Genomic DNA, 14,827 nt, shown 5'->3' with positions numbered 1-14,827 from the left:
GCAGGGTTTTGCTTTAGCGCGCCGGCACTGATTATTTACAGTTCCCGCAACGCCTGCATCGGATCGGCCTTAATAATACGCCAGGCCGGCAGGGCAACCGCCACCAGCACGATGGCAATCAAGCCGATATCCAGTAATAACATGGTATTCCAGTCAAAACTTGGCATCATGCTAACCTGTTCTTTTACCTGTGTATAGCCAAAGACCGACAGGATAAAACCTAAACTCAACCCGGCAACCAACATCCATAAGGCTTCTTTGAAAATAATTTTCAATAAACCGCTCTGTTTGGCGCCTGTGGCCATACGTACCGCCAGCTCATAACGTTTCTGGTTGGTGGTCAGCTGGGTCAAACCGGCAACACCGATCACCGCCAAAAACAGGGTTAATCCGGTCATGGTTAAGATCACCATTAAACTGATCCTTTGCTCCAGGGTTTGCTCGTCCCAGCGATCCGCCAGCGACTGGACTCTTAAATCGATCAAGCGGGGAAATTGCTGCTTCAGCGCCTGCTCGATTGCCGCCTGTTCAAGGACTTCCCCTTGCGGCATCAATACCGTTAACCGTAAACGCGAACTGATATTTCCCGGGCTGGCGTAAATGGTAGGAAAAGCCAGTTCATCCAGCGAACCGGTGCGGGCAAGAGTATTCACCACGATACCGATAATCACACTGGGCTGTGCATTTTCACCTAAACCAGGCGTCAGGGTTTTCCCTATCACCTGCTGATAAGGGACGCCGAGAAACAGCTTATTTGCCATGCGTTCATCAATCACGATCACCCGCTCATTTGCCACAATTTGTTGCTCGCTTGGCCCCTTGCCGGCAACAAATTCAATACTAAAAGCAGAAAAGTAGTTAACGCTAAACTCCCGGCTTAAAAACAAGACCTGTTCAGAGCGCTGCTCATCCATCATCACATTAATATCTATCTGACTGCTTAACGGGCTGGAGCTGGTGGTCACCACCTCACTGCCGGGCAATAAGGCGTTGATAGAGGCAGCCAAATCTTGATGTAACTGCTGATATTCACTGCCGGCATATTGTTCAAATTCTCCCAGGGAAGCGGCCCAGTTTTCATCGCCATATTCCCAAGTTAATTCATAACTGTTGTTAAACTGATAACCCAGATCCTGGTAAACCACATCATAACTTTGCTTGGCCAGCATCACAGAGCCGGTTAACAATACCGTGGCCAGGGATAACTGTAATATCATCAGCAGCCGGCTAAGTCCCTGCTTGCTCTGGGCGGCAATGCCTTTACCGCTGCTGTTGAGGGTATCATTGAGGGCTTGTTTGTTGACATCAACCAAGGCCACCAGAGAAAAAATAACCGTCAGGAAGATCACAATGATAAAAGCCATCATAATGGTCATCATATCCAGGGCGAGCATATCCAACAACGGCAGGGTTTCACCGGCAATCACAGGCAAGCCCCGCAATGCCCAGCCCGAAACCAACAGGCCTAACACGGCAGCCAGAATAAAGCTGGGCAGATTTTCCAGGATCAGCATAGTGCGTAATCGCGCCAGGCTTGCTCCCAGGCTAAGCTGAATTGCAAATTCTTTACTGCGTCCCTGGTAGTGGGCGATAAACAGGTTTAATAAATTCAAACTGGCCATAACCAGTAAACCGATCACCGCGGCAAAAAGGATCAATACTAAGGTTTCACTCTCTTGTACCAGGCTGTCGCGATAGCGGTTTTGCTCAATCAATAAAGGTTTCGATTTAACAAACTCAATAAACTGAGGCGCATCAAAATTAGAGGTCAGGTAGTTATCGAACCAGTCAGTTAACATCTGCTTTGTCGGTAATGCCTGCGTGTCGGCTCTTAACAGCAGCTGGGTCACAGAAGCATCTATACTGCCGGTATCTTCTTGCGCCAGCAGCTTTTGTGGCTCAGTGATCAACCAGATTTGTTGTGCCAATATGGCTTGTTCTGATGCCACCGCGCTGATGTCCTCGATCACTCCCGCCAGAATATAAGACTTATCACCGGCGATAATGGTTTCTCCCAGGGCCGATTCCCGGCCGGCAAAGGCCTGTTGCCATAATGAATTTGAGATCCAGATACTCTCTTGCGGCGCGGTTTTATCCGTGCCTTGTCCTATTAGCAAAGAGCTGCCCAAAACATCCAGGATATTGCTTGAGGCATCATAATAGGTCACAGGGTAGGTAACATCATTAATCACTGCCTGTCCATCATCGGCCCGTATTGCTCCCCACAGGCCATAGTCGGCAAGTTTTTGCTGGAAATCCGCCATACGGCGCCAGTTGAAAAAAGAGACTTGCAGGCTATCGGATATTTCCAGGCGCATCGAAAAACTATGGAGCTTTTCTTCCTCCTTAATCCCCGGCAGCGGCTGAAACAGCAATACCGAAACAATCGCGATAACACTGAGCACCGCAGCCAGGGTCAGCCCTAAGGTCACAATAAGCGGCAGACTCAGGCGCGGCAGCGAAAAAACCCGGCCTATGCCATGTAAAAATGAACGTTTATAAATACTCATGCCGCCCCCTTAACTTTTTGCTCGGTTACTATCTGACCGTCAAGCAGCTGAATTTGCCGGTTGGCGCAGCGGGTATAACGACTGTCATGGGTCACCATAACTATGGTTGCCCCCTGCTTATTGAGTTCGGCCAATAGATTCATCACCTGATCGCCGTTTTTGGTATCCAGGTTTCCTGTGGGCTCATCCACCAGCAATAAATCAGGCGCTCCCACCAAAGCGCGGGCGATGGCGATGCGCTGCTGCTGCCCCCCGGATAACTGGTTAGGCTTATAGTGCTTTCTGTGACTCATGCCCACTTGCTCCAGGCTGGCTTCCACCCGGGTTTTAATTTCACCTTTGCGGCAATTCCTGTGCTCTAATACCAAAGCGACATTTTCAAACACAGACAAGGTATCAATGAGGTTAAACGACTGGAACACATAGCCGATATGACGGTTACGTATCTGGCTGCGCTGATCTACGGTTAAACCCGATGTCTGGATATCACTAAGCTGATAATCCCCCTCACTGGCACTGTCCATCAAGCCCATAATGGACAGCAGGGTGGACTTGCCGCAGCCGGAGGGACCGGTAATGGCAACGAATTCCCCCTGGTAAATATCCAGGGAAATCCCCTGTAAGGCATGAGTTTGAATCTGCTGACCGGTATAAGACTTATGGATATTGTTCATGGTCACCACGGCTTTTTGTTGCTCTGATAAATTACTTTCTATATTGACTTCTTTCATGCTTTTTCCTTTAATTCTTTGCTATCGATATCTTTTTATGTATTTATTGTTCATTAACGTACAAGTGAAATTTCTGCATATTGGGCAAACGCTTCCAGGTTACTGGTGATGATTTCATCTTTTTGTTCAAGACCGCTTTTCACCATGAGTTTGCCCTGGGAGAGTTCACCGAAAGTGACTTCTTTCTGCCTGGCCAGCCCTGACTCATCCCGGACAAAAACTTGCTGTGTGCTGTGAGGGCGCATCCCTGAAAACTGCTTGATATAAAGGGCATCAGGGGCTGTTTTCATAAAAATGCTGGCGGTAACCGGCAGCGCCGGACGGGCATTACTGGTAAGCGCCGAGTCAAGTACCGCCTCCGCCAGCACCACACCATTGGAGACTAAAGTTTCAATGCGGGTAATATGGCCGCTGACCTGGCCTTTTTGCGTGTCTATACTGACAGGGGCATTGAGATCGATTTGATCCGCCAGCCGCTGGGGGATACGCAAGCGGGCAATCAATTCCTGATCGCTGCCCACTTTGGCCAGCGACTGCCCCAGCTGCACACTTTGCCCCAATTCAACCTCCAACGCCTGTACACTGCCGCTAATGCCCGCCCTTACTTGCATATTTTCATATTGCGCTGTCAGCACCTGAATATTCGCCTGCTGCTGCTGTATTTCAATATCCCGCTGCTTAAGCTGGAATAACTGCATTTCCTGCAACTGTTGATATTTTTCCTGCTCAAACACTAAACGTTTCTTTTGTTGCTTAACCGCTAATTTTGCCCGCTGCAACTCAATTTTAGCGGCCACACCCCGCGACATTAAATCCTGATTAACACTCAGCTCCAGCTCAGCCTCTTCAATAGCAGCTTCAATATCAGCAATACTGCCCCGGTAATTCAGTCGCTGGTTTTGCTGTTCAAACTCAAAAGCGGCTTTTTGCGCTTGCTGCTGTGCCAGCAGACCTTTCGCCTGGTTTAATTCCTGCTCAAGCTTAGGGTTCGATAAGCGTAATATCACCGTATCCTGTGTCACTTTGGCTCCCGGGCGGATCAACACCTCGGCGACCTTGCCTTGAGCCGGCGCCGTCAATAACCGCTCTTTGGCGGAATAAAACTCACCGTAGGCTTCGGCATAAAGGTTCAACTCTCCCTGCTGCACCGTGGCAAAAGTTAAGTTATCAATATCGATATCGGGAATACCGGTGCCGGTGAGACCATAGGCGGCACAGGCAACCCCGGTAGCTAATGCCGCGGCAATTAACCATTTTTGTCTTTTATAACGGTTTTTCGTCAGTTCTATTTTCATGGCAAACTCCATATCTCTTTATCTGTCCCGAGTGATTTGCCTGATAAAGTCAAAGTGCAAATCACTGCTGATAATCTCGATATTGAAAGTATCGTGCCAACAAGAACATTAATTAAAAAACAACAACTTAAGAAGAATCATTTCACCGAAGCCAGGACTGGCTGTTCGCCTTTGGTACCGCCATACCCATTACCGAACAATAAGGCGAACAATAAGGCGAACAATAAGGCGAACAATAAGGCGAACAATAAGACGAACAAAAACGCGAACCGCTGATTCTTACCCCTTCACAAATAAATTTACGATAAACTGCCCGCCTCACTGCCTTTTATGATTAAAATAACAAATATAAAAAAGAAACAGGAGCTTTAAGCAATGAGGCAAGAAATTCTTAATGTCGTGGTCGGCTCGCTTAACCCGGTTAAAATTAATGCGGTGCAAACGGCATTAAGCAGCTTATTTCCCGATCACCAGGTCCAGTGCCACGGACAAGATGCCCCCTCCCTGGTAGCGGATCAACCCATGAGCGCAGACGAAACCCGGGAAGGAGCCATTAACCGGGTACTCTACTGCCAGCAACAGACAGAATCCCACGAGGCGGCGGATTTCTATATCGCCATCGAAGGCGGTGTAGATAACTTTGAATACGGTCCGTCCACTTTTGCTTATGTCGTTGTCGATAACGGCGAAAGACAAAGCGTTGGCAGAACCTCGATATTACCCCTGCCCAAAAGTGTTTACCAGGCCCTGGAACAAGGGGAAGAGTTAGGCGATGTGATGGATAACCTGTTTAATACCCGGAACATCAAGCAACAGGGGGGCGCCATCGGCTTGCTCACCAATCACCAGCAAACCCGGCAAAGCGTGTACCACCAGGCATTGATCCTGGCCATGGCGCCGTTTCTTCATCCGGATCTCTATCAATAAAGCTTTGACGAAAGCATCTATCACCCGGATCATAACACCGGCGGCCAAAACGGCGTGCCTTTTCGGGTATCCGCCATTCCCTGGGGACCCGGCAGGGCCTGATTTTTTCTCTGAAATGGCCTATGTAAACCATTCTCGACGGCAATAAACATCGGGAATGGTTCAACAGCAAAAATCGGGATTCATTCGTCTGATTTGCAACCGGCCGCCTGTAATGCGCTTCTAAGCACAACTCCTTGGATAAACGGCCGTTTTAGGAGAAAGTTTCGCTTTTGCTCCTGTCGCTGCCTTATGAGCTTAAAGGCTCGGCCAACAATGAAACAGCAGCGACCGGCGCGACGAGAAACGGCAAGAGAGATTCATTTATTCTTACCTTTACACCGGGCTAAAGCTCTTTATTGCTATCCCCCGAGTAAGGTAAAAACAGGAAAAATGAACCTTAACTCTTCAGTAAATCAATAAACTGTTGAGACTGCTGTATCGCCTGGTTCATTTCCTTGATCAACACTTCGACATCCTCCTTAATACTCTGATATTCCCCCTGCAACGCACCGATGGCTTTGGCATTAAGGTTATGTTTTAAATACAGGGTATTATCTTTTAAGGCCACTAAAACCGGCTGCATTCGGTCTTCGGCCTTGTGCATCGCCTTGATCAGGCTGTTATAGCGTCTTTGGGTTTCCTTGTATTTTTGCTCGCTTTGGCGTCTTAATTTAGCGCTGGAGTACTGGCTTAATTCTTCGTGCCATTCGTCAAACAAGGCATCGGCGACATTTTCCACCGCAGCAATACGCGCCCCGACTTCCTCGGCAGCATTTTTGCTGTTTTCATATTGCTCGTTGGTCAATTCATACTGGGTTTGCAGGTCGCCACCATCAAAGGCGATCAATGCCGACAGCTGCTCCAGGGCGCTGGCAAACTGCTGTTGGGCCTCCTGCTGTGAATCTTTAGCTTCTTCCACCCGATCCACCATGATATCCCGCTTATGGATACCGACTTTTTCCATCGCCGAATAATAGGCACTGGAGCAACCGGATAAGCAGGCAAATAAAATCAGTAGGGCAAAATAACTCTTGAATTCTCTCATGGTCAAGCTTTCGTTTTCTAAGGGGTTTTCTTTATGATCTCTTATTCTGAAACAATACGCCAATAAATTTTTCTTTCCTCGCCGGGCAAGCGGAAAAAAACAGTAACAATAAAACCCATCCCCGCTTGCGCTTAGACTTGAACTCACGCCGGAAGATATAACATAATTGCCCAAATTCTGACATCGCTGACATTAAATCGCCCAATGATAAAAAAACACTTAGGTTTTGCCTTTAATATTGCCGCCCTCGCCCTCTTTATTCCCGGTATCATTTTGCCGATGTTTTCCATGTCGATGGAGATGACAGCCCGGGTAAGCGCCTCAACCTTGTCCTCAGATTTATTGAACAAAGAGCTGTCTTTACTGGCCACCATAGAAGAGTTATGGCAAGACCAGCGTTTACTGGTCGCCGCGCTGATCTTTTTGTTTTCCATTTGTATCCCGCTGTTAAAGACCGCCCTGGTCAGCCTGGCCTATTTCAAAAAAAATACCGATATCGAAGCGAAAATTTTAAACTTTGTTGCCAGTATCGGAAAATGGTCGATGGCGGATGTCTTTGTCGTCGCGGTGTTTTTAGCGATTTTATCCACTAACCATGCTGAAACCGCCAATAACCAGCAATTTTCTATCCTGGGCTTTAAAGTAGATTTATTGATCAGCAGCGAAACTTTCTCTGCCGCCGGCCTGGGCTTTTATTATTTTACCGGTTATTGCCTGTTATCATTGCTCGGTACCCATTTTAGCCACAGTAGCCTTAAATAAAGCAAGCTAAGGCCGTTGATACAAGCCGGTTTCCGGGAGCATAATGCCCTGAATTAAGCGATAAATGATTCCCAAAAACCATCACTAAGGGGTTCACCAGCTTAATCTTTACTTGGCTCCCGCGGGATCTGGTACCAGAGCTCGGGATTTTTCAATGGGGTTTTTTCAGGTAATAAAGGATTTTCCAGGCGAAAAATTTTTCTCTGCTCCAGCCGGGTTTTAATAAACATCTCCTGATTCGATGGATGGCTAAGAAATAACTGCTCAAAAGAGCCGTCACGGATAGCCAGCATTAACCCGGTTTCGATACGTTTGGCCAGCGCCGGTTGATTTTTCGCCACAAAGAAATAGATAGGCGCCGGGTAATACACCACGATACCGGGCTCAACCATCAGCTCTAAACCGCTATAAATCGGTGCTTCCTGCCAGATCTCATTCATGCCCCGGGGAAAATAGTCAAACCTGTTATCCGCTAACATTTTAAACAAGCCGGCATATTGGTAGCCGGTGACCACGTTAAAGCCGTTACTTTTTAAAATCTCGATATCCGGCCAGCCGTTTTCCTGTCCGGCAGATAATGCCTGCAATTGTTCCAGGGTAGAAATATTGGCAAACTTTTGCCGATCTTTTTTATGGATCAAAAAAATCCTGTGTCCCAACAGTCCCTTTAACAAAGGTATACGTATCGGTAGATAATTTAACTCCCGTTCATTTGAGGTCATGGTCCAGACAATATCCACCCCGTAGTCTTGATTTAACGAACTCAAGGCACGGCTTTGATTCATGGGGGCAGCATAACTGAGCAGTTCGAAGGGGCCGGCGGTCGCTTCGGTTTTCTTTAATGCCAGGGTAAGTAAATCGGTAAAATAATAATTGCGGGTATCTTGTTGACTTTCGGGGGCAATATGACGCAGCACCAGAAGTTCGGCAGCCGGTAACCGGGTATTAAACAAACAACAAAAAAGCAAAAATAACCTAAATGGCAATATCATGGGCCCTTAAGAATTCGCATCATCCTAATACTATATGCTCAATTAACCACAAACACACTAGGATATCACCTGCAAGTTACATATTAGCCGTTGCCGCCTCCCTGGTTAACCTCACCGACGAACCTTATCCAATAAGAAAAAGTCGGCCCGGCCCATTTACCTCTTTACCCGCCAACCTGTAACGCTTTGTAATTAGGGTAACCAGAACTAAAGAGAAATGTAATCTATTGAAAACCTGACCGCTCATGACTTGATTTATCAATTAACCTGGCTTTTCCTGTATGTCGCTCATCCTGTGCACCGCCTGAATATGGCACTGTACTCCAATAAGTGAATACAAGGAATGTAACCATGAAAACAGCTTCGATAACATTTGCACGGCATGCAAGTTTGCTTACCTGCTCTGTGCTCACTCCACTGCTATTAACAGCCGCTACTTTGGCCGCAGAAGCAGGGCCGGACGGGTTTGAACCGCCGACAAATCCTTATCTCGCCGACTCTCCCTGGCCCATGTCTCACCGCAACTCCTATAATCAGGCCTCCTCCCCCCTGCCGGGGCCTGAGCCGGGCCAAACACTTAAAGTTGCTTTTCAGGAGCAGGAATTTCCTTCCATCACCCTGGCCTACGGGAAAAGCCTTGCTAATGGCCAGCGCGCGGTATACGGTTCCACCGCGACCACTATGTATAAACTGGACTTGAATGACCCCGGCATAAAAAACGTGCATCAACTGAGAAAATCAGATGTCACTGCCAATGGTGAAACCGGCGCTTATGTGGTTGCCGATCTTGATAATTACCTTTATGTGCCTAAAGGCCGTATCTTGGAAAAATACCGGGATAAAGCCACAGCAGGCGCAGCACCACAACACCATGCTCAGGAAAAAACCGGTGAATTTATCCTGCCGGAAAATATACTGAAAAGCCCGGACGAATACATCATAGGCATTAACCTCACCTATGACGGCTATCTGGTACTGGCAACCAACTTAGGCCTTGTCGCCCTGCTTTCCCGGGATTTTGCCCGGCTGTATTCCTACCGCCTGGGAGAGGAGGAAACGATATCAAACTCACTGGCCGTCGACGAAGAAGGCGGCATCTATGTCGTAACCAGTAAATACATGCACAGGTTGGCATTTGACGGCAACAATATCGCTTCAGTATGGCGCGCTGACTATCAGCACGGCCCGGAAACGCCCTGGCCCGGACGGTTAGGCACAGGTTCAGGTTCCACCCCAACCCTGATGGGCACAGGCAAGGATAAAGACAAGTTTGTGGTCTTTACCGACGGCCAGGAGCTGACCCATTTAGTGCTGATGTGGCGGGATGAAATTCCCGCCAACTGGACCCCCCTCGCCCCGGGAAAAGACATCCGCATCGCCGCCGAGATCCCGGTAACGTTCGGCAATGCCAATGCCAGCCGCAGTATTTCCGAACAGTCGGTACTGGTGCGCGGTTATGGCGCTATGGTGGTCAACAACGATTATAAGTTGAACACGCAAAAATGGCCGCTGCTCGGAGATTTCTGGACCATATTATTATCGGGACAACCCTATAACCAGCCGTTTGGCGTCGAAAAATTCCAGTGGCACAGCACAAGCAAATCACTCAAAAGTACCTGGTCTAACAACATCAGCTGTCCCAACGGCATTCCAACCATGAGCAGTGCCAGCAACCTGGCCTATTGTATCGGCTCCCGGGACAATACCTGGACATTAGAAGCCATGGATTGGCGCACGGGGCAATCGGCATTTCATCAACGACTGGGGCAAGGTAGCAGATTTAACAGCACCTATGCCGCAACCCAGGTAGGGGAGGATAACGATATCGTCACAGCGACCTTTATGGGGGTGGTGCGGGTACAGGAAACAAGCCGTTAATCCTGTCCCCCTTGATTGGCGGCTTAAGGAAGATTACACTGCCACCGTTATTCAATCAGCCAGGCCTAAACATAGCCTTAGCTTTGGCTGATGATTTTAATCCAGTCATTTAAGTGAGAGCTAACAAATGAAAACAAAGCAAAAAACGATAAAACAGGCCAACAAGCCTCAGGCAGCAGCCGTTGAGACCGGCAGAGGCGTGATCCGTGATAATTTTCTTGCCGCCCTGGTGACGTCCAAAGTTTATCGCCAGCAGGTCGTCAAAGCCAAAAAAGGCAAAGGAGCCTACCAGCGCAAGGAAAAACATAAAGGACGAGAGTCCTATTTAATGGCCGCTTAATCGCCGTTATTAAATAGCACTTTTTAAAACCCGGCCTTTAGCAACAAACGTTCAAGCGATTAAAAACATTTTCACCAATATACCCAAACACAGAAATGGCTAATCTCCCTTTAAAAAATATTTTCAAGGAATAAAAAAATGGCTACCCCGGGTAGCCATTTTCTACGGCATGCAGGCCTTAGTAAGAGCCTAGCTTAAACCGGGTTTAGAACTTATATTCAATACCTACGCCTAAATAATCCTTGTCTTCGCCGTTGTCGATGTCGAATGCAGTGTAAAAGGCATATAATTTAGTGCTCTTCGCCAAACGATAATCCACTCCTACGCTGGCACCGGTTTTATCGTCACTGCCGTCGTGGTCTGCATCCTGGTACTGAGCTTTCAGGACAACTTTATCAAGCGCATATTTGGCCGACAATACGAAGCCGTCCATTTCGGCACTGCCGTCATCGCTTTCCTGCGTCTGGTACATGGCGCCTAAAACGACACCGGCAACCTTGCCCTGCACCGTGGCACGGGTAATGTCATACCCTTTTACATCGGTGTCTACGGCAATGGAGGCAAAAACTTTGGATTTTTTCAGGCCTTTATCGCCATAGAAAAGCCCGACAGAATAGCCGTCCTCGGCATCGGCTTCATCTTCGGCAATATAGGTAGCGGCAAACTGGAAGCCGTTTACTTTTGGTGACTTATAGGTAAGGGTATCACTCATGCGGTTCTCCCCTTTAAATAAGTTTTTAATATCGGCATTTAAATCATTGAACTGGTCGATTTTGCCCTGGGATTGCTTCAATATGGTATCGTTTTTACCCAGTAATACTTCACCAAAGTTACCCTTTAAGCCGACATACTGGTTACGGTCGGTGAAATTATCATCGCTGTCACCATCCATATCCACCTGAAATTCAGCTTTATATACGACGGATAAACCATCGCTTAAGGCATGGGTACCTTTTAAACCGATGCGCGAGGCATTACTTTTAATTTCGGTAAACTGACCGTCGCCGTCATCAGAAGATTGTAAAGACAGGTTCGCCTTACCATAAATATCTACGTTGGCTGCCATAGCCGGTAAAGTGAATGCAGAACAAATAGCCAGAGTGAGAACACGGTTTGAAAGTTTCATTGTAACCCTTAATCAGTTAGTAGCTAAATTAAATTGCGCACATAGTGCCACCAAGTTATGACACTTTTGTGACAATATGACTTTTATTTTAAATATTTGTGACTTATGTCATAAATCTGCCAAATTAAAAAAAACAACTGAGTAAAATTAACAATAGCTCAAGATTATGTTAAAACACTAAGCATTAGCGAATAAAAAGCTGTTATCGGTGAGTAAAATAGCTAAAATTGACCATTAAGATAACAATAGAGTGAGTAGATGAAAGTAACCAGTATTTCACGCAAGTTGCTTGCACGGGTTTTATCATTTTATTTTGTATTAACCTTTATTGTTACCTGTGGTCAGATCGTCGCAGAATATTTCAATACCAAAAGCCATATTAACAGCGAACTGCTGACCCTGGAAAAAACCTTCAGCGGCAGTTTAACCCGGGCGGTATGGGAGCTGAATACCCAGCAGGCAATAGACATTTCCGACGGCCTGGTGGCCATTCCCATGATCAAGGGCATCACAGTCACCGACGAGAATAACCAGATCATCGCCCAACTGGGGGAAACCGCCCATAATGCCAGTTTTAATTTTGACTCAGCAGAAGGTGGCCAAAGCGAATATCGCAACCTCAACTCGCTGTCGGAGGGCCTGTTTGGCCATACGTTCCCGCTTATCTTTGAATTTTCCGGGCGCACCACCCGGGTCGGTACCGTCACACTGTTATCAAGCAACGAAGTCATTTTCAACCGCATAGAGGTCGGCATTTATTTTCTGATCGGCAATGCCATAGTCAAAACTGCCGCCCTGGTCTTTTTGTTTTCCCTGGCATTTTCCCAGTTATTAACCAATCCCCTCAATGAATTGACCGAGCAGATCAAACAGCTGGATTTAGACGATCCCGAAGCGTCAAAACTACATTCCATGAGTTATGAGCATAACGAACTCAATATTCTCGAAGATGCCTATAACAACCTGATTGATGAACTGGTGCTCTTTAAGGAGCGGCTGGCGGAAGTACAAAACGAACTGATCTCTGCTAACCACAAGCTTGACGAACAAAACCTGCAGCTGGAGCAGGAAGTGGCGCGCAAAACCTCTTCTTTAAGCACCACTATGCTGAAGATGGAAATTCAGCAAAGGGAAATGTTACAACAGCAAACACAATTGCAGGAAGAAAATAACCGGCGCAGAAAAACCGAACTTACCCTGACTAACACCAACAATGATTTAAAAAGTTCGATCATTGAATTGAAAAAAGCCCAGGAACGCTTGCTCGAAGCGGAAAAAATGGCAACGCTGGGCAACCTTTCGGCGGAAGTCTCTCATGAAATCAATACCCCGATAGGAGTGAGTATTACCTCCACCAGTTATTTGTCGGATTTGATCGCCCAGATAGACGAAGATATCCAAAATCAAAAACTGACCAAACGCACCCTGGATGATTTTATCCGCAATGCCAAACAAAGCATTGAATTGCTGATGAATAACCTGACCCGGGCCTCTGATCTCAATACCAGTTACAAGCAGGTAGCAGTCGATCAGATCAGCGATAAAATCCGCTCCATCAATATGGCCAAATACCTGCATGAAATTATTCAGTCCTTAGATCCCAAGCTGAAAAAAACCCATCACAGCATCGAAATCAACTGTTCGGAAGACATTAATATTTATAGTCATGCCGGCGCTATCGCCCAGATCTTCACCAATTTGATCATGAATTCCATCGTTCATGGTTTCGAAGATATCCAGCAGGGAAAAATCATCATAGATATCAGCAAACATGAGCAGGTCCTGCGCATTCATTACGCCGATAACGGTAAAGGCATAGAAGAAGAAGACCTGCCGAAACTTTTTAACATGTTCTATACCACTAAAGCCACCCAGGGCGGGTCCGGCCTGGGTACCCATATTATCTACAACCTGGTGACAGATACCTTAAACGGCACCATCAACGCCCATAACGGGCAAAGCCGGGGCTTACACTTTGATATCGAGTTTGCCGACATGCGCTAGGCCTGTGTGACAAAAACAGCAACAATAAGCCCTCTTCATAAGCAATCACAAGAAGCAGATGCTTAGTCCGTTGATTTGCGCTATCATGCGCTATTCGTATTTTCAGTAAACCGCCCCTAACTGTTCGGGCCCAGGAATCATGCCAATGTGGTTTAAAAACCTTTACTTTTTTGCCTTCACCCGCCCTTTTCAATGGTCAGAAGAGGATCTGGAAAAACACTTGTCGGAACATTTATTTACCCCCTGTGCCTCCACAGAAGTCTCGCATTTTGGCTGGGTAAATGCCCTAGGTAAACACGGCAACTCCGTGGTACATACGGCTAACGGCAACCATTTGCTATGTGCCCGTAAAGAAGAAAAGATATTGCCGGCGCCTGTGGTCAAAGACATGCTCGAAGAAAAAATAGCCCAGCTGGAAAACGAGCAAAGCCGCAAGGCGACCAAAAAAGAAAAAGAGCAATTTAAAGAAGATATCATTTTTGAATTATTGCCCAGGGCATTTTCCCGGGTCACGGATACCCATGCCTATATCAGCCCGGCCAGTAACCTGATAGTGATCAATACCAGCAGTCGCGGCAAGGCAGAAGACTTCCTCGCCTTACTGCGTAAAGTCCTGGGTACCTTGCCTGTGACCGGTTTCTCGCCGGAAACCGCCCCGGATGAGATCATGACCGACTGGCTCACCGAACATAATCTTGGCAGCCAGTTTAACCTGGGTATGGAAGCAGAGCTGCACGCCCTGGGTGACGACGGTGCTGTGGTTCGGGTAAAAAACCAGGATCTGACCAGCGAAGAAATCAAAATGCACCTCGATGCGGAAAAATATGCCGTTAAAATCGCCCTGGAATGGGATGAGTCGCTGTCATTTATCTTATGTGATGACCTGGCGATCAAACGCCTGAAATTCTTTGATGTGCTGCAGGAGCAAAATGACGATATTGACAGTGATGATGTCATTGCCCGGCTGGATGCCGACTTCGCCCTGATGACAGGAGAAATCAACCGCTTTATCGGCGACTTGCTGGCTGAGTTTTCAATGAAAACCACAGATCCGTTAGAAGAAAATCAAGATTAAGCTAAAGCTTGTTCCATAGTTGATATACTTTAGCTAATCAAGCCGGGAGCCCCGGGGGAGCTTAGTGTGCTCCTGCCCGGCTCCTGCAATCCGCCCGGTA

At 47.2% G+C, this 14,827-nt stretch carries 12 protein-coding genes; 6 read left to right on the top strand and 6 right to left on the bottom strand.

Going from position 1 to position 14,827, the window contains the following annotated elements:
* Nucleotides 1–35: 35 nt before the first annotated feature.
* The 3 genes from SG35_RS07035 to SG35_RS07025 are packed head-to-tail and all read right to left on the bottom strand — an operon-like array spanning nucleotide 36 to nucleotide 4,536.
* The gene (locus SG35_RS07035; RefSeq protein ID WP_044835804.1) at nucleotides 36–2,510 is read right to left on the bottom strand and encodes an FtsX-like permease family protein; all 2,475 of its coding nucleotides are present in this window, start codon (nucleotides 2,508–2,510) and stop codon (nucleotides 36–38) included.
* Nucleotides 2,507–3,241 (bottom strand): ABC transporter ATP-binding protein, encoded by a 735-nt coding sequence (locus tag SG35_RS07030; RefSeq protein WP_044835805.1) that lies wholly within the window; start codon nucleotides 3,239–3,241, stop codon nucleotides 2,507–2,509. The genes SG35_RS07035 and SG35_RS07030 overlap by 4 nt, the downstream gene beginning before the upstream one ends.
* A 53-nt stretch (nucleotides 3,242–3,294) precedes the next feature.
* Nucleotides 3,295–4,536 (bottom strand): efflux RND transporter periplasmic adaptor subunit, encoded by a 1,242-nt coding sequence (locus tag SG35_RS07025; protein ID WP_044835842.1) that lies wholly within the window; start codon nucleotides 4,534–4,536, stop codon nucleotides 3,295–3,297.
* 375 nt (nucleotides 4,537–4,911) lie between these two features.
* Here SG35_RS07025 and yjjX point away from each other — a divergent pair, with 375 nt between their 5' ends.
* Entirely contained in the window at nucleotides 4,912–5,463 is a 552-nt protein-coding gene (gene yjjX / locus SG35_RS07020) for an inosine/xanthosine triphosphatase (protein ID WP_044835807.1), read from the top strand.
* 439 nt (nucleotides 5,464–5,902) lie between these two features.
* On the opposite strand, the gene SG35_RS07015 is transcribed toward yjjX, so the two are convergent.
* On the bottom strand, nucleotides 5,903–6,550 hold the full coding sequence (locus SG35_RS07015) for a DUF2959 domain-containing protein (protein WP_044835808.1): 648 nt from the start codon (nucleotides 6,548–6,550) through the stop codon (nucleotides 5,903–5,905).
* A 204-nt stretch (nucleotides 6,551–6,754) separates the two neighbouring features.
* Between SG35_RS07015 and SG35_RS07010 the strand changes: the two genes are divergently transcribed.
* Entirely contained in the window at nucleotides 6,755–7,312 is a 558-nt protein-coding gene (locus tag SG35_RS07010; protein WP_044835809.1) for a paraquat-inducible protein A, read from the top strand.
* Nucleotides 7,313–7,413: 101 nt separating this feature from the next.
* Here the strand turns inward: SG35_RS07010 and SG35_RS07005 are convergent, their stop codons facing one another.
* Nucleotides 7,414–8,304 (bottom strand): type 2 periplasmic-binding domain-containing protein, encoded by an 891-nt coding sequence (locus SG35_RS07005; protein WP_044835810.1) that lies wholly within the window; start codon nucleotides 8,302–8,304, stop codon nucleotides 7,414–7,416.
* Between the two features lie 351 nt (nucleotides 8,305–8,655).
* Between SG35_RS07005 and SG35_RS07000 the strand changes: the two genes are divergently transcribed.
* Both SG35_RS07000 and SG35_RS06995 read left to right on the top strand, forming a co-directional pair.
* Nucleotides 8,656–10,182, top strand: coding sequence for a hypothetical protein (locus SG35_RS07000; protein ID WP_044835811.1), 1,527 nt, complete (start codon nucleotides 8,656–8,658; stop codon nucleotides 10,180–10,182).
* 127 nt (nucleotides 10,183–10,309) lie between these two features.
* The gene (locus SG35_RS06995; RefSeq protein ID WP_044835812.1) at nucleotides 10,310–10,522 is read left to right on the top strand and encodes an alternative ribosome-rescue factor A; all 213 of its coding nucleotides are present in this window, start codon (nucleotides 10,310–10,312) and stop codon (nucleotides 10,520–10,522) included.
* A gap of 205 nt (nucleotides 10,523–10,727) precedes the next feature.
* Here SG35_RS06995 and SG35_RS06990 read toward each other — a convergent pair whose 3' ends face one another.
* Nucleotides 10,728–11,648 (bottom strand): porin, encoded by a 921-nt coding sequence (locus SG35_RS06990; RefSeq protein WP_044835813.1) that lies wholly within the window; start codon nucleotides 11,646–11,648, stop codon nucleotides 10,728–10,730.
* A gap of 258 nt (nucleotides 11,649–11,906) precedes the next feature.
* Between SG35_RS06990 and SG35_RS06985 the strand changes: the two genes are divergently transcribed.
* Both SG35_RS06985 and rdgC read left to right on the top strand, forming a co-directional pair.
* A complete protein-coding gene (locus tag SG35_RS06985; protein WP_044835814.1) occupies nucleotides 11,907–13,652 on the top strand; it encodes a sensor histidine kinase in 1,746 nt (581 codons plus the stop codon).
* Between the two features lie 145 nt (nucleotides 13,653–13,797).
* Entirely contained in the window at nucleotides 13,798–14,727 is a 930-nt protein-coding gene (rdgC, locus tag SG35_RS06980; RefSeq protein ID WP_044835815.1) for a recombination-associated protein RdgC, read from the top strand.
* The last annotated feature ends 100 nt before the right edge of the window (nucleotides 14,728–14,827 follow it).

The organism is Thalassomonas actiniarum (assembly GCF_000948975.2).
Lineage (GTDB): Bacteria > Pseudomonadota > Gammaproteobacteria > Enterobacterales > Alteromonadaceae > Thalassomonas > Thalassomonas actiniarum.
Note: the sequence above shows the minus strand (reverse complement) of the source record. Positions and strands in the feature narration are given on the sequence as shown.